This is a genomic window from Pseudomonas sp. Tav-5-1A, assembly GCF_055755055.1.
This window is the reverse complement of record NZ_CM146901.1, coordinates 4358495-4374501: the sequence shown is the minus strand read 5'-3', so window position 1 is coordinate 4374501 and position 16007 is coordinate 4358495. Positions and strand designations below refer to the sequence as shown.

Sequence of the window (16007 nt, the reverse complement as noted above, 5' to 3'; positions counted from 1 at the left end):
CTCCTGAAAGCATGGTTGGCCTTGAGCTTCGGGGTTTATCGCGCGCGCTGCAAGCCCCGTGTCAGGCTTTCGCAGCCCTGGCCTGGCGCTGGCTGAACCATTCATAGCCGCTGACGCAGAGGATGCCGGCGGTGACCAGCGCCGCGCCGATCAGGAAGTTGGCCTCCAGCGGCTCGTCCAGCAGCCATACGCCGAAGCCGATGCCGTACAGCGGCGTGAGGAACGCCAGCACCCCCAGGCGCGAGGCCAGGTAGTTGCGCAGCAGCCAGAACCAGGCGAGCAGGCTGGCGAACGACATGACCAGCACCTGGTAGGTCAGGTTGGCGATGACCGTGGGGGTGACATTGACGCTGGCCTGGTGCAGCACCAGTGCCGCGGCTACCAGCAGCACGCAGGCGCCCACCAGTTGGTAGAGCAGGGTCTGGCTGGCTGGCGCGCTGGACAGCCGTGTGGTGCGCACCACCACCGTGGTGGCGCCCCAGGCCGCGCCCGCGGCCAGGCCCAGGGCGTCGCCGAGCAGGGTGCTGGCGCCGCCATGGCCGCTGAAGGCCACCACAATGCCCAGGAACGCCACCGCGATGCCGCCCCATTGCGCCGGTTTCAGGCGCTCGGCGGGCAGCTTCCAGTGCAGGCCCAGGGCGGCGAAGATTGGCGAGGTGTAGAGGAAAATCACCATGTGCGAGGCGCTGGTGTGGCGCAGGCCTTCGCCCACCAGCAGGTATTCCAGGCCGAACAGGCCGCCGATGGCCAGGCCCGGCAGCCACGCGGTCTGCCCGGCCTTGGGCTGTTCGCGGCGCCAGAACATCACGGCGGCCACCAGCAGCGCGGCTACGCCGGAGCGCACGCCAATCTGCAGGATGGGCGCGATGTCGCTGGCAATCGCCTTGATGGCCACCTGCTGCAAGCCCCAGATCGCGCACAATATCAGCATCATGCCGCTGGCCCGGCCGTCCAGCGCGCTGCGCTGTTGCATGGAGTTTCCCCTGTCGTCGGAAGTAATGGTGGGCATTATGAGGCTGGCGGGTTTTATTGATATAGTTTTTATCTGACAGCCTATAGCTGTACTCCGCCACGTCTTGCCAGGTTGCCATCATGAAGCGCGACATTGCCCAACACCTGCAACTGGCGCCGTTCGACTACGCGTTGCCGGCGCCGGTGTTTTTCCGCACCGCGTGCATGCCGGCGCACGCCACCTACCCGCGGCATAGCCACGCCTGGGGGGAGTTCGTCTATTCGTTCAGCGGCGTGATGGAAATCGAGATCGACAACCACCACTACCTGGCGCCGCCGCAGTACGGCATCTGGCTGCCGCCGGACGTCGAGCACATGGGCTTCAACCGCCACGAGGCCTGCCATTGCTCGGTGTACGTGGCGCCGCAGCTGTGCGCGCGGATGCCGGTGCGGCATTGCGCGCTGACCTTGGGGCCGCTGATTCGCGCGTTGCTGGAGGAGTTGCGCCATGAGCCGCCGGGCTTGCCGCAGACCCCCGAGCAGGAGCGCCTGCTGCAGGTGCTGGTGGACCGCCTGGCCCGCGCGCCCCATGCCGGCAGCTACCTGCCCGGTTCCAGCGACGCGCTGCTGGGCCCGGTGCTGCGGGCGCTGGAAGCCAACCCGGCGGACCCGCGCTCGCTGCCGGAACTGGCGCGCACGGTGAACACCACCGAGCGCACGCTGGTGCGGCGCTGCCAGCGTGACCTGGGGATGTCGTTCGCGGAATGGCGCCAGCGCCTCAAGGTGGTGGAGGCGCTGGCGCAACTGGAACAGGGCCACACCGTGGAAGCCATCGGCCTGGACCTGGGCTACAGCAGCGCCTCGGCGTTCATCAGCATGTTCCGGCGCATGACCGGCTCCACCCCGGACGAATACCGCAAGGGCAACGCCCCGGGGCTGCTGACCTAGCCGTTACGGATTGGCGACGACCAGCGCCTTCAGCGAGGCGTCGAACTGGGCGTCCGGAGCGTGCAGCTGAGTGATGTAGGTCAGGTTGGCGTCGAAGAACTGCGCCTGCACCACGCCGCCGCTGCGCGACGCGGTCTTGAGCACCACGATCACCTGTGGGCGGGCCATCATTACCCGGTCCAGGCTGGGGTAGAACTGCACCGAGGCAAACTGCTGCTGCAACGAGCCCCGCACCGCTTCCAACGCCTTGCGGGTAGCGACGTCGTGGTGCATCAGGGCGGCCTGGGTGGTTTCGTTGAGAATCACCCCCACCGATTGCGAATGCTGCAACGCCACGTTCGACACCTGCGTCGCCGGCCTGAACATGCCTTCGTCGGCGGCCATGGCAGTGCCGGTGGCCAGGACGAGGGCGAGCAGGGCGGCGAGGGGACCTTTCATGGCATGTACTCCTGGAATGCTTGGATGTGAAGCCATGGTGAACCTGATCGCCGGGTCAGGGAACCTGTGATTGTCAATGGTCGCTATTGACCGGGGTGATGACCGGCAGCGGCTACGGGTTGCTGGCCACCAACGCCTTCAGCGAGGCATCGAAGCGTTGCAGCGCGTTGACCTGCACCTGGCGCTGGGCGTTCACCTGGTCGGCGATTTCCGGCGCACGCTTGGTGTGGGTCCACACCGGGGTCATGTTGCGGCCGTCCATGCCGCGCGCCTCGCCAATGTAGGTGAGGTTGGCGTCATAGAACTGCGCGCGCACGCTGGCCTGCACGTCGGAGCTGCGTTCGGTGGCCAGGGTGCTGCGGGTGTCCAGCACCATGATCACCTCCGGCCGGGCTGCCATGGCTGCATCCAGGTTGGGGTAGAACGCCACCGAGGCGAACTGTTGCTGCAGCGAACTGCGCACCGTGTCGATGGCCAGGCGTGGGTTGGAGCTGTCGATATAGGCCTGCTGGATCGGCGCCTGCAGCTGGTTCTGTTCCAGGCCGTTGCGGGCCTGGGCGTTGTAGGCTGCCAGGTAGGCAAGGTCGGCCTGGGTGTTGGCGTTGAAGATCACCGCCACGCGTTGCGAGTGCTTGAGGGTGAGGGTGGACACCTGGGTGGCCGGTCGCAGCATGCCGTCGGGGTTGTCACTGTAGCGCGGGGCGCCGGGGACCGAGCAACCGGCCAGGGTGATGACAAGGGCGAGCAGGGCAGCGTTTTGACCTTTCATGATGCGTGACTCCCAGGGCTTCATCAGGTGCAATCATGGTGAACCTGATTCCCGGGTCAGGGAACATGTCGTTATTGATGGTTGCTATCAACCAGGATGATGGCCAGTGGCGGTGGTAGAGTCTATGCACCGCCCATCTGGCTCAGGAGCCCTGTCATGAGTAACGTTCAATCCATCCCCGTCACCACCATCGACGGCCAGCCACAGACCCTCCAGGCCTATGCCGGCAAGGTGCTGCTGGTGGTCAACGTCGCCTCCAAGTGCGGCCTGACCCCGCAGTACGAAGGCCTGGAAAAGCTCTATGAAGCCCACCGCGCCCAGGGCCTGGAAGTGCTGGGCTTTCCCGCCAACAACTTCAAGGCCCAGGAGCCGGGCACTGATGAAGAGATCAAGGCGTTCTGCAGCCTGACCTATGACGTGCAGTTCCCGCTGTTCTCGAAGATCTCGGTGGCCGGCGACGACAAGCACCCGCTGTACCAGGCGCTGACCCAGGCCATTCCCGCTGCCACCGGCGAGGGCCCCTGGCGCGAGCGCCTGACCGGCAAGGGCATCCCGGTGAACCCGGTGCCGGAGGTGCAGTGGAATTTCGAGAAGTTCCTGGTCAGCCGCACGGGCGAGGTGGTCGGGCGTTTTGCCCCGGACGTGGCGGCGGATGATCCGCGCTTGCTGCAGGCCATCGAGGCCCAGCTGGCGGTGTGACGTTTTTTGTGGGAGCTGGCTTGCCAGCGAGCTTTTGGTGGGCCCAAAAAACTCGCTGGCAAGCCAGCTCCCACAACTTCAAGCGCCGCGCCGCACATCGCAGCGGTAAAAAATGGTCGGGTCGGTCTGCGCCTTGTTCAGTTCGCCTGCCCGCGCTGCGCACTTCTGCGCCCGGGCTTCGTCATTGAGGAACTTGGGCGCCATCCACAGAAACTGGGCAGGCATGCAATTGTCGTGGGCCGGCGTCGTGCAAACCACTGCATTGAGAAAAAAGGCCGGAAGGTTCATCGCTCACTCCTTGTGATACTGGCAACCCCTGAGAACCGCTCTAGCCCGCAGGGTTCAAGAATTTCGTGTAGCACTGGGTACGACGCCGCTTACCGTCCTGACATCACGTCGCAGGTGCCAGCAGCCGCAACATCGCATCGGCCAGCCGCGGTGCTTCCACCTTCAAGGCGTAGCTGTCGGGGTTGAGCAGCCAATGGCTGATGGTGCCTTCCACGCAGGCAATCAGGCTACTGGCCGCCAGGGGCAGGGGCGTGCCGGGCGCCAGTTGGCCCTTGAGCCTGGCCTCTTCAAGCAACCCTTCCAGCTTGCGCTGCGCCTCGCGCTGGCGCGCGCAACGCTGCGCACGCAAATCGCAACTCTCCACAGTCAGTTCACATTTGTGCAATAGGATTTCAAATATCCGCTGGGTCCGGGCGTCGCTGGCCACTCGCTGCAGCAGCGCCACCAGCAGGGTCCGCAGGCAACCCAGGGGGTTGTCGCGGCGGGTATCGGCCGAAGCAGCCAGCAGGTGGTCGATGGGTTCGTCCAGCGAATCCAGCAGGGCCTGCACCAGGCCGGTCTTGTCCTTGAAGTGCCAGTAGATGGCACCGCGGGACAGCCCCGCGTGCTGGGCAATGTCCAGCATCGAGGTGGTGGCCAGGCCTTTCTCATGGAAGACGCATTCCGCAGCGTCAAGGATCTGCGCACGGGTGAGGAGCGCTTCTTCCCGGGTTTTGCGAACCATTAAAAATTCCTCATGTTCGCTGCATCTTTATGTTTTTTCGACACAAAACGCTGCTCTGTAGTGATTTTGATTCGGATTCGTACTTTACATACGTTCATGGATGTAAGTATATTTGTTAGCAAGCTATCTATCTAGTCGCAACGAGGACCTTTCATGAAACTCAAGCCTTGCGTGACCACACTGGTCTCGGCGGCGGCCCTTGCCTGCCTGCTCGCCGGCTGTAACAAAGAGGCGGCCGCACCCGCCCAGCAGACGCCCCAGGTCGGCGTGGTGACCCTTCACCCGCAGCCCTACGCCCTGACCACCGAAGTACCCGGCCGCGTCACCGCGTTCCGCGTCGCCGAAGTGCGCCCGCAGGTTGATGGGGTCATCCTCAAGCGACTGTTCAAGGAGGGCAGCGACGTCAAGGCCGGGGAGCAGCTGTACCAGATCGACCCGTCGGTGTACGAGGCCACCCTGGCCAGCGCCAAGGCCAGCCTGGCTTCGGCCAAGTCCCTGGCGGACCGCTACAAGCAGCTGATCGCCGAGCAGGCCGTCAGCCGCCAGGAATACGACAACGCCAAGGCCACCGAGCTGCAGGACGAAGCCGCGCTGATGACCGCGCAGATCAACATGCGCTACACCAAGGTGCTGGCGCCGATCGATGGCCGCATCGGCCGCTCCAGCGTCACCGAAGGCGCGCTGGTGACCAGCGCGCAGACCGACGCCATGGCCACCATCCAGCAGCTGGACCCCATCTACGTCGACGTCACCGAGTCCTCGGCCAACCTGCTGAAACTGCGCAAGGAGCTGGCCAGCGGGCAACTGCAGAAGGCCGGCGACAACGCCGCCAAGGTCAAGCTGACCCTGGAAGACGGCAGCAGCTTCAACCAGGACGGCACCCTGGAATTCTCCGAAGTGTCGGTGGATGAAAGCACCGGTTCGGTGACCCTGCGTGCCAAGTTCGCCAACCCCGACCACACCCTGCTGCCGGGCATGTTCGTGCATGCGCAGCTGCAGGCCGGCGTCGCCGCCACTGCCATCCTGGCGCCACAGCAGGGCGTGACCCACGACCTCAAGGGCACGCCGACCGCGCTGGTGGTGAACGCCGACAACAAGGTCGAGTTGCGTGAGCTGAAGGCCGACCGCACCGCCGGCAACGACTGGCTGATCCAGGACGGCCTGCACGACGGCGACCGCATCATTACCGAGGGCCTGCAGTACGTGCACCCGGGTGACACGGTGAAAGTCACCGCGGCCAGCAACGTCGAGGCCCCGGCGAACGCCCAGGCCAGCGTCGCGGCGAAAGGGGAGTAACCCATGTCCAGATTCTTTATCGACCGGCCCATCTTCGCCTGGGTAATCGCCCTGGTGATCATGCTGGTCGGCGCCTTGTCGATCCTCAACCTGCCGGTCAACCAGTACCCCAGCATCGCGCCGCCGGCCATCGACATCACCGTGACCTACCCGGGCGCCTCGGCGCAGACCGTGCAGGACACCGTGGTGCAGGTGATCGAGCAGCAGCTCAACGGCATCGACAACCTGCGCTACATCTCCTCGGACAGCAACTCCGACGGCTCGATGACCATCGAGGCCACCTTCAACCAGGGCACCAACCCGGACATGGCCCAGGTGCAGGTGCAGAACAAGCTCAACCTGGCCACCCCGTTGCTGCCCCAGGAAGTGCAGAACCAGGGTATCCGCGTGACCAAGGGGGTGAAGAACTTCCTGATGGTGATCGGCCTGGTGTCCACCGATGGCAGCATGACCAAGGATGACCTGGCCAACTACATCGTCTCCAACATGCAGGACCCGATCTCGCGCACCAGCGGCGTCGGTGACTTCCAGGTGTTCGGTGCCCAGTACGCCATGCGTATCTGGCTGGACCCGGCCAAGCTCAACAAGTACGCGCTGACCCCGGCCGACGTCTCCACCGCCATCACCAACCAGAACGTGCAGGTGTCCTCGGGGCAACTGGGCGGCCTGCCGTCGGTGGCGCACCAGGAACTCAACGCCACCATCATCGGCAAGACCCGCCTGCAGACCGCCGAGCAGTTCAAGAAAATCCTCCTCAAGGTCAACACCGACGGCTCGCAAGTGCGCATCGGCGACGTCGCCGACGTGGGCCTGGGTGGCGAAAGCTACAGCATCAGCTCCGAGTACAACGGCAAGCCCGCCTCGGGCATGGCCATCAAGCTGGCCACCGGCGCCAACGCCCTGGACACCGCCAAGGCCATCCGCGAAACCGTCAACCAGCTGCAACCGTTCTTCCCGCAAGGCGTGAAGGTGGTGTACCCGTATGACACCACCCCGGTGATCACCGGCTCCATCCACGGCGTGGTCGAGACCCTGGTGGAAGCCATCATCCTGGTGTTCCTGGTGATGCTGCTGTTCCTGCAGAACATCCGCGCCACCCTGATCACCACCATGGCCGTGCCCGTGGTACTGCTGGGCACCTTCGGCATCCTTGCCGCCGCCGGTTTCAGCATCAACACCCTGACCATGTTCGGCATGGTGCTGGCGATCGGGCTATTGGTCGACGACGCCATCGTCGTCGTGGAAAACGTCGAGCGGGTGATGGCCGAGGAGGGCCTGTCACCGAAAGAGGCCACGAAAAAATCCATGGGCCAGATCCAGGGCGCCCTGGTGGGTATCGCCATGGTGCTGTCGGCCGTGTTGCTGCCCATGGCCTTCTTCGGCGGTTCCACCGGCGTGATCTACCGCCAGTTCTCCATCACCATCGTCTCGGCCATGGCCCTGTCGGTGCTGGTGGCGCTGATCTTCACCCCGGCCCTGTGTTCCACCATCCTCAAGCCGATTGCCAAGGGCAGCCACGGCAAGACCACCGGTTTCTTCGGCTGGTTCAACCGCACCTTCGACCGTGGCGTGCACCGTTACGAGCAGGGCGTGATCAGCATCCTGCGCCACAAGGTGCCGTACCTGCTGGCCTACGCGCTGATCGTCGGCGGCATGATTTTCCTGTTCACGCGCATTCCGTCCTCGTTCCTGCCCGAGGAAGACCAGGGCGTGCTGTTCTCCCAGGTCACCACGCCACCGGGCACCCCGGCCCAGCGTACGCAGCAGGTCATCGACCGCATGCGCGACTACATGCTCAAGGATGAATCGGGCGCTGTCAGCTCGGTATTCACCGTGACCGGCTTCAACTTCGCCGGCCGCAGCCAGAACTCGGGCATGGGCTTCGTCATGCTCAAGCCGTGGGACCAGCGCGACGCCTCCAACAGCGTCAGCGCCCTGGCCGCCCGTGCGCAGAAACACTTCGCCAGCTTCCGCGACGCCATGGTGTTCGCCTTCGCGCCGCCAGCGGTGATGGAACTGGGCAACGCCACCGGCTTCGACGTGTACCTGCAGGACCGTTCCGGCGTCGGCCACGCCAAGCTGATGGAGGCGCGCAACAAGTTCCTCGCCGCCGCGGCCAAGAGCCCGATCCTGTCCCAGGTGCGCCCGAACGGCCTGGACGACGAGCCGCAGTACCAGCTGGTGCTGGACGATGAGCGCACCGAGGCGCTGGGCGTCACTGTCGCCGACGTCAACGACACCCTGTCGTATGCCTTCGGTGGCAGCTACGTCAACGACTTCATCGACCGTGGCCGGGTGAAGAAGGTGTACATCCAGGGCAAGGCCGACTCGCGCATGAACCCTGAAGACCTGAACAAGTGGTACGTGCGCAACAGCGCCGGCACCATGGTGCCGTTCTCGGCCTTCGCCAGCGGCAAGTGGGTGTATGGCTCGCCGAAGCTGTCGCGCTTCAACGGCGTGTCGGCGGTGGAAATCCTCGGTGCCCCGGCCCCGGGCCACAGTACCGGTGAGGCCATGGCCGAAGTGGCGCGCATCGCTGCCACCCTGCCAAGCGGCATCGGCTACTCCTGGACCGGCCTGTCGTATGAAGAGAAGTTGTCCGGCTCCCAGGCGCCGGCCTTGTATGCGATCTCCATGCTAATGGTGTTCCTGTGCCTGGCGGCGCTGTATGAAAGCTGGTCGATCCCGATCGCGGTGATGCTGGTGGTGCCTCTGGGGATCATCGGTGCGCTGCTGGCCACCACCCTGCGCGGGCTGTCCAACGACGTGTACTTCCAGGTGGGCCTGTTGACCACCATCGGCCTGGCGGCGAAGAACGCCATCCTTATCGTCGAATTCGCCAAGGAGCTGCACGAGCAGGGCCGCAGCTACACCGAGGCGGCCATCGAGGCCTGCCGGATTCGTCTGCGGCCGATCATCATGACCTCGCTGGCGTTCATCCTCGGCGTGGTGCCCCTGGCCATTTCCCACGGCGCGGGCGCCGGCAGCCAGCACGCCATTGGTACCGGCGTGATCGGCGGCATGCTCACCGCCACCACCCTGGCCGTGTTCTGGGTGCCGTTGTTCTTCGTCACCATCTCGTCGCTGTTTGGCGACAAGCGCAAGGCCAAGGACGAGCCCGCACCTGCCATTGAAGAGGAGACCGCACAATGATCCGTCCCCTGACGTGCCTGGCCCTGGCGGCGTTCATGCTCGGCGGCTGCTCGCTTATCCCGCACTATGACCGCCCGGCCGCCCCGGTGGCCGCGCAATTTCCCCAAGGGGCGGCCTACGCCCCGGCGCAGGAGGCGGCCGCCCAGGCCGCCGCCGAGCAGGGCTGGAAACAGGTGTTCCGTGACCCGGCGCTGCAGGCGGTGATCCACACCGCCCTGGACAACAACCGCGACCTGCGCGTGGCGGCCCTGAACGTCGAGGCTTACCGTGCCCAGTACCGCATCCAGCGGGCTGACCTGTTCCCGGCGGTGACCGCCGGCGGCACCGCCGAGCGCACGCGCACCCCGGCTGACCTGAGCACCACCGGCAAGACCACCGTGGGCGGCGAATACACCGCCACCCTCGGCGTCAGCGCCTATGAACTGGACCTGTGGGGCCGCGTGCGCAGCCTCAGCAAGGAGGCCCTGGAAACCTACCTGGCCAGCGATGAAGGTCGCCGTTCCACGCAGATCAGCCTGGTGGCCAGCGTCGCCAATGCCTGGTTCACCCTGGAGTCGGACAAGGAATTGCTGAAGCTGACCCAGGACACCCTGGCCACGTACGAGCAGAGCTACAAGCTCACCGCCCACAGCGGCGAGGTGGGTATCTCCACCGCGTTGGACGTCAGCACCGCGCGCATTTCGGTGGAAACCGCCAAGGTCAGCCTGGCCAAGTACCAGCGCGCCGTGGCCCAGGACATGGACAACCTGGTGTTGCTGCTGGGCACGCACCTGCCGGACAACCTGCCGGCGGCGCAACCGCTGGCCAACGACCTGGTGGCCGAAGTGCCGGCGGGCCTGCCGTCCGACCTGTTGCAGCGGCGCCCGGATATCCTTGAGGCCGAACACACCCTCAAGGCCGCCAACGCCAACATCGGCGCGGCGCGCGCAGCGTTCTTCCCCAGCATCACCCTCACGGCCAGTGCCGGTTCGGAGAGCGCCGACATGGGCCATCTGTTCAAGGGCGGGCAGGGTACGTGGACGTTCGCGCCGAGCATCAACATTCCGATCTTCAACGCCGGCAGCCTGAAGGCCAGCCTGGACTACGCGAAGATCGAGAAGGACGTGGACGTGGCCAGCTACGAGAAAGCCATTCAGACCGGCTTCCAGGAAGTTGCCGACGGCCTGGCCGCGCGCCAGACCTACAAGCAGCAGTTGCAGGCGCAGAAGGACCTGGTGCAAGCCAACCAGGACTACTACCGCCTGGCCGAGCGCCGCTACCGCACCGGCATCGACAGCAACCTGACCTTCCTCGACGCCCAGCGCTCGCTGTTCAGCGCCCAGCAGTCGGCGATCACCGACCGGCTGTCGCAATTGACGGCCGAAGTGAACCTGTACAAGGCGCTGGGGGGTGGTTGGAAGGAGTGACCAAGCCCTGACGCGGCCTGCGGCCGCTGCTACGGAAGGGCATAACGCTGACCTTCGTAGCAGCGGCCGCAGGCCGCGTCAGGGGCGGGTGTAAAGCGTCAGTTACCGCTCGCCGACCCCTGGGTGGTGGTCGACGTGGTGCCGTAGTCACCGCTGTCGCTGGTGTCGCTGTCGTCACTGCTGGCCTGGTCGTACAGGCCGCCTGTGTTGACGGTCGACTCGGTCACTTGCGTGGCCTTCAGCGCCGCACGGGGCAGCGGGTTGCTGGTGGTGGTCGACAGCTCCTGGCGGAACGGGTTGACCAGCTTGGCGTGCAGGCGGATGTCCTGGGACGAGGCGCCCAGCGACAAGTCGAAGGTGTCGGCATCGACCACCCACTGCTTGCTCTTCTCATCGAAGTAGGCCAGCGAGCGATCGTTCAGCTCAATGGTCACGCGCTTGTGCTCACCCGGCTGCAGGAACACCTTCTTGTACCCCTTCAACTCCTTCACCGCGCGGTCCACGTGCGGGTGCTGCTGGCCCACGTACAGCTCGGCCACTTCGGCGCCGGCGCGCTTGCCGGTGTTGGTCAGGTCGAACGACACCTTGATCGGCACATTGCCCACCGCGGTCCCCGGGGTGACCTTGATGTTGCTGTAGCCGAAGGTGGTGTACGACAGGCCGAAGCCGAACGGGAACAGCGGCTGCGTGTGCTTCTTGTCGTAGCCGCGGTAGCCCAGGAACAGGTCGTCCTTGTAGCTGATCTCGGTCAACGAGCCGTTGTTGTCGTAGTTCGGGAAGTCCGCGTACAGCGGGTTGTCCTGAATGCTGCGCTCGATGCTGATCGGCAGCTTGGCCGACGGGTTGACCTTGCCGAACAGAATCTCGCCCAGCGCCTGGCCGCCGTTCTGGCCCGGGTAGAAGGCGTGCAGTGCGGCGCCGACGTTGTCCACCCAGTCAGCCATCTTCAGCGCGGTGCCGCCGTGCATGGCCACCACGGTGTTGGGGTTGACCTTGGCGATGCTGTTGATCAGCTCGTTCTGGTACTCGGGCAGGTCGAAGCTGTGGTCGAACCCTTCGCCTTCGTATTCGTTGCTGTTGCCCACGGCGACCACCACCGCGTCGTACTTGGACAGGTCCTGCGGCGCCGCCAGCGAGGCCCAGGCCATCTGCACGCCGACCATGCCGCCCATGGTCGACAGGTAGCCGTCGCGGCGCGAGTACTCGAGCTTCACGTCATACGCCTTGCCGGCTTCCAGCTTGATCTTGCCCGACACCGGAATGGTCGGCGGGATGCTGTTGTCGGGCAGGTGCGTGCCGTCGCCGTTGTTGATGATCTCCTGGCCGTTGACCCACAGGCGCACGGCGCCGTCGGCACGCACCTTGAACACCTGGTCGCCGCTGGTGGTGGGCGTGACCTGGCCGGTCCAGCGCACGGAGGTGTTGGCGGTGTCACCGTTGGTGGGCAGGTCGGTGTCGCTGGACCAGTCCATGTTCACGTGGGTGTCGGTGCGGGTGGCGGCCGCGGTGCCCGACCAGGTGGCGTTGGTGAAGAACTCGGCGGTCAGGCCCGCGGAGCTCTTGCCGGTGCTGCTGTCGGTGTGGGTCCAGACCGAGGCGGTCGGGTCCAGGGACAGGCCGTCGAGGAACTCGACCTTGGCGTTCGGCGCGGTCTGGGCGATGCCCGACAGCTCGCTGATGTACTGGGTGGCCTCGACGTTGGCGCTGCCGAAACCGGTAGGCGGGGCGTACTTGGCCAGGTCGCCGACCACGGCGATCTTCTTCACCTTCTTTGCGTCCAGCGGCAGCAGGCCGCCCTTGTTCTTCAGCAGCACGATGCCTTCGCGGGCGACGTTCAGCGCGGTCTTGTTGCTGGCGGCGCTGTTCATGTCGTGGGCGGTGGACGGGGTCTTGCTGTCGAACTGGAACAGGTACACCTGGCGCAGCATGCGGCGCACTTTTTCGTCGACGGTGGTCATGCTCAGCGCGCCGCTTTCCACGTACGGGGTCAGGGCGGTGGCGTTCATCTGGTAGCCCATCATGTCCAGGTCGGTGCCGGCGTTGGCGGCCGTGAGCCCGGTGATGATGGCGTTGTAGTCGCTCTGCACGAAGCCCTTGTAGCCCCATTCCTTCTTCAGGATCTGGGCGATCATGTGCTTGCTTTCGCAGGCGTAGTCACCGTTCACCTTCTGGAACGAGCACATCATCATCGCCACGTTGCCGTTCTTCGACGCCGATTCGAAGGTAGGCAGGGTCATCTCGCGCAGCACGCGCTCGGGGATGGTCTCGTTGAGGGTGAAACGGTTGGTTTCCTGGTCGTTGGCGGCGAAGTGCTTGGCCTCGGCCCACACGCCACGGGACTGGATGCCGTTGATCAAGGCCGGGCCCAGGCTGGCGCCCAGGAACGGGTCTTCGCCGGACAGGTATTCGAACGCGCGGCCGCCGTACGGGGTGCGGTACAGGTTCATGCCCGGGCCGGTGACGTACTGGTAGCCACCGCTGGCGGTGTCATAGCCCAGGGCGCGGCCGTAGTCCATGGCGCGGCGCGGGTTCCAGGTGGCGGCGATGTTGGGGCCGGCGGGGTAGACCACGCCCTGGTCGTTGCCGTTGCTGGTGTAGCGCACCCCGGCGCCGCCGTCGGCACCGTAGATTTCCGGCACGCCGTACTGGGTCAGGGGCTTGAGGTCCCAGCCGCCGGTGCCGGCCAGGTAGTTGAGTTTCTCTTCCTGGGTCATCTTCGCCAGGGTCTGTTGGGCCGCCTTGTCGGCCTTGGCTTCCAGGGCCTGCTGCCGGGCCTGTTGTTGCTGAACCGAGTCGGCCGCATGCACTTGCGAAATGGCCAGGGCCAGCAGGGCGAGCGCCGACTGCGCACCCAGGTGTCTACGTGTGTTCATGTGTTACTCCAACAGCCAATGGTGGTCCATTTGCGGCGGTACACGGCAGGCTGCCGCGTACTTTTCTCCAGACAAAAGTTGGCCGTGGCCGAAACTGCTTAGTTGCAGTAACGGCTAACTGATGGCCATGTTTCAATCACGTTTAATTATCGTGAAAGTTTGTTCTGTCTATATAGGAGGTGCCATTATTACGCTATCGTTTGTACCAGGATGGGGCGGCGATAAGCGGCCAAATTAAGACAATTGTTGCCTGAACTTGTCAATCGAAAGGTTTTTTTCGCGCGTTTTTGCGATTTTGTGTCCGGATGTGTGAACCTTTGCAAAACCTACTGGTCGATGGGTTTAGCGAATTCTGGCCCCTGTGCCGGGTTCGCAAGTTAAATTGTCATCCGCTGTGCGCTATTGTCGCAGGCATCTTTAAAGTGATGGCAATTTGAACTTTCAAACTTTCCCGTTGATGGAGTTACTTGTGATGAAACTGTCTTTCGCGGCCGCCTGCGCCGCCCTGAGCCTGTCGTTCGCCGGCGCCACCTTTGCCGCTGATGCCACCGACACCGCCTCGGGCGCCAGCGACTCCACCGTCATGACCCAGAGCCACGACGCCAAGGCCACCCAGAAGCACAAGAACGAATCGAAAAAGGGCGGCCGCCCGCTGAGCACCACGGCGAAGAAAACCGCCAACTGATCCTTCTCAGGCTTCACCCCGGAAAGGGCATCGCCTGATGCCCTTTCCCCGGTTCATGTAGTAGCGCACCGTGCCCGATACTCCCCTCACTGCCCCCGACGACGCCCTGGTCTGCCAATGGCTGATGCGCCATTCCGGCCTCAAGCCGGTGGACCTCGACCGTGCCCGGCGCCTGGCCGCCGAAGACGACGACAGCGAACTGCCGGCGCTGCTGACGCGCCTGGGCCTGGTCTCGGAACTGGAACTGGCGCGCGCCTGGTCGGCGCTGATGGACGTGCCGCTGCTGCTGGCCGAACAGGCGCCGGCATCGCTGGACCGCGTGCCGCCCCTGACCGAACGTTTTCTGCGCCATTACCGCGTGGTGCCGGTGGCCTGGGACGAGGCGGGCGTGCACCTGCTGACCGCCAACCCCGGCGACCCGTACCCCTTCGAAGCCGTGGCCCACGCCTGCGACGCGCCGGTGCGCCTGGCCATCGGCCCGGGCAACGAGGTCGACAGCCTGATCGAGCGCTATTACGGCCAAGGGCGTTCGGCCATGGGCAGCCTGATCGAGACCCTGGACGAAGACAGTGGCGCGCTGGAAGACATCGAGCACCTCAAGGACCTGGCGTCCGAGGCGCCGGTGATCCGCCTGGTCAACCTGATCCTGCAGCGCGCGGTGGAACAGCGCGCCTCCGACATTCATATCGAGCCGTTCGAAAGCCAGCTCAAGGTGCGCTACCGCATCGACGGCGTGCTGCACGAGGCCGAGGCGCCGCCGGCCAGTTCGTCGGCAGCGGTGGTCAGCCGGGTGAAGATCATGGCGCGCCTGGACATCGCCGAGCGGCGCCTGCCCCAGGACGGCCGCATCATGCTGCGCATCCAGGGCAAGGAGCTGGACCTGCGGGTGTCCACCGTGCCCACCAGCTTCGGCGAATCGGTGGTGATGCGCCTGCTCGACCGCCAGACCGTGAGCTTCGACTTCCAGAGCCTGGGCTTCGATGGCGAGCGCCTGGAAGGCTTCCTCGACGTGCTGGAAAACCCCCACGGCATTTTGCTGGTGACCGGGCCCACGGGCTCGGGCAAGACCACCACCCTGTACACCGCGCTGTCGCGGCTCAATACCGCCGAGCGCAAGATCATCACCGTCGAAGACCCGGTGGAGTACCAGCTGGAAGGCATCAACCAGATCCAGGTCAAGCCGGCCATCGGCCTGGACTTCGCCGGCGCGCTGCGCTCCATCGTGCGCCAGGACCCGGACGTGATCATGATCGGCGAGATGCGCGACCTGGAAACCTGCCGCATTGCCATCCAGTCCTCGCTCACCGGCCACCTGGTGCTATCGACCCTGCACACCAACAGCGCCGCGGCCAGTATCACCCGGCTGCTGGACATGGGCGTGGAGAGTTACCTGATCGCCTCGACGGTGAAGGGCATTCTCGCCCAGCGCCTGGTGCGGCGCCTCGACCCGGCCACGCGCATTCCCTTTGAAGCGCCGCCGGAACTGATCGCCGAACACGGCCTCGACCGCTTCACCGAGCAGCGCCCGATCATCCTCTACCAACCTGCGGCGTCCGCCACCGGCAGCGGCTATTTCGGCCGCAGCGCCATCACCGAGCTGCTGGTGATGAACGAAGAGCTGCGCAGCCTGCTGATGCGCCAGGCCGATGCCTCGACGTTGGAACAGGCGGCCCGCCGTGGCGGCCTGCGCACCTTGTACGAAGAGGGCCTGCGCCAGGCGGTGGCCGGCATCACCTCGCTAGAGGAGGTGCTGCGCGTGACGCGCGGCGAATAACCC

The 16007-nt window shown here is 65.1% G+C and carries 13 protein-coding genes; 7 read left to right on the top strand and 6 right to left on the bottom strand.

The window, feature by feature from the left end; all coding sequences use genetic code 11:
* Positions 1–61: 61 nt before the first annotated feature.
* A complete protein-coding gene (locus tag AC0J42_RS19870; protein WP_473003284.1) occupies positions 62–973 on the bottom strand; it encodes a DMT family transporter in 912 nt (303 codons plus the stop codon).
* Positions 974–1092: 119 nt separating this feature from the next.
* Here AC0J42_RS19870 and AC0J42_RS19865 point away from each other — a divergent pair, with 119 nt between their 5' ends.
* A complete protein-coding gene (locus AC0J42_RS19865; RefSeq protein ID WP_473003282.1) occupies positions 1093–1899 on the top strand; it encodes an AraC family ligand binding domain-containing protein in 807 nt (268 codons plus the stop codon).
* 3 nt (positions 1900–1902) lie between these two features.
* On the opposite strand, the gene AC0J42_RS19860 is transcribed toward AC0J42_RS19865, so the two are convergent.
* Entirely contained in the window at positions 1903–2337 is a 435-nt protein-coding gene (locus tag AC0J42_RS19860; protein ID WP_473003280.1) for a hypothetical protein, read from the bottom strand.
* Between the two features lie 112 nt (positions 2338–2449).
* Entirely contained in the window at positions 2450–3106 is a 657-nt protein-coding gene (locus AC0J42_RS19855) for an ATPase (protein WP_473003278.1), read from the bottom strand.
* 156 nt (positions 3107–3262) lie between these two features.
* Here AC0J42_RS19855 and AC0J42_RS19850 point away from each other — a divergent pair, with 156 nt between their 5' ends.
* Complete coding sequence (locus AC0J42_RS19850) at positions 3263–3805, top strand: glutathione peroxidase (protein WP_473003276.1); 543 nt, start codon at positions 3263–3265, stop codon at positions 3803–3805.
* Positions 3806–3883: 78 nt separating this feature from the next.
* On the opposite strand, the gene AC0J42_RS19845 is transcribed toward AC0J42_RS19850, so the two are convergent.
* Positions 3884–4093, bottom strand: coding sequence for a hypothetical protein (locus tag AC0J42_RS19845; RefSeq protein WP_473003274.1), 210 nt, complete (start codon positions 4091–4093; stop codon positions 3884–3886).
* A gap of 103 nt (positions 4094–4196) precedes the next feature.
* Complete coding sequence (locus AC0J42_RS19840; protein WP_473003272.1) at positions 4197–4817, bottom strand: TetR family transcriptional regulator; 621 nt, start codon at positions 4815–4817, stop codon at positions 4197–4199.
* A 153-nt stretch (positions 4818–4970) separates the two neighbouring features.
* Between AC0J42_RS19840 and AC0J42_RS19835 the strand changes: the two genes are divergently transcribed.
* The 3 genes from AC0J42_RS19835 to adeC are packed head-to-tail and all read left to right on the top strand — an operon-like array spanning position 4971 to position 10672.
* On the top strand, positions 4971–6113 hold the full coding sequence (locus AC0J42_RS19835) for an efflux RND transporter periplasmic adaptor subunit (RefSeq protein ID WP_473003270.1): 1143 nt from the start codon (positions 4971–4973) through the stop codon (positions 6111–6113).
* A gap of 3 nt (positions 6114–6116) precedes the next feature.
* On the top strand, positions 6117–9266 hold the full coding sequence (locus AC0J42_RS19830) for an efflux RND transporter permease subunit (RefSeq protein ID WP_473003269.1): 3150 nt from the start codon (positions 6117–6119) through the stop codon (positions 9264–9266).
* A complete protein-coding gene (gene adeC, locus AC0J42_RS19825; protein WP_473003266.1) occupies positions 9263–10672 on the top strand; it encodes an AdeC/AdeK/OprM family multidrug efflux complex outer membrane factor in 1410 nt (469 codons plus the stop codon). The genes AC0J42_RS19830 and adeC overlap by 4 nt, the downstream gene beginning before the upstream one ends.
* A 98-nt stretch (positions 10673–10770) precedes the next feature.
* Here adeC and AC0J42_RS19820 read toward each other — a convergent pair whose 3' ends face one another.
* On the bottom strand, positions 10771–13545 hold the full coding sequence (locus AC0J42_RS19820) for a beta-glucosidase (RefSeq protein WP_473003265.1): 2775 nt from the start codon (positions 13543–13545) through the stop codon (positions 10771–10773).
* Positions 13546–14017: 472 nt separating this feature from the next.
* Here AC0J42_RS19820 and AC0J42_RS19815 point away from each other — a divergent pair, with 472 nt between their 5' ends.
* Together AC0J42_RS19815 and gspE are read left to right on the top strand one after the other, a co-directional pair.
* Positions 14018–14230 carry a hypothetical protein gene (locus AC0J42_RS19815; protein ID WP_416425357.1) on the top strand — a complete coding sequence of 71 codons (213 nt, stop codon included), beginning with the start codon at positions 14018–14020 and terminating at the stop codon, positions 14228–14230.
* A 124-nt stretch (positions 14231–14354) separates the two neighbouring features.
* Positions 14355–16004: a type II secretion system ATPase GspE gene (gene gspE / locus AC0J42_RS19810; RefSeq protein ID WP_473006885.1), complete on the top strand. Its 1650-nt coding sequence runs from the start codon at positions 14355–14357 to the stop codon at positions 16002–16004.
* The last annotated feature ends 3 nt before the right edge of the window (positions 16005–16007 follow it).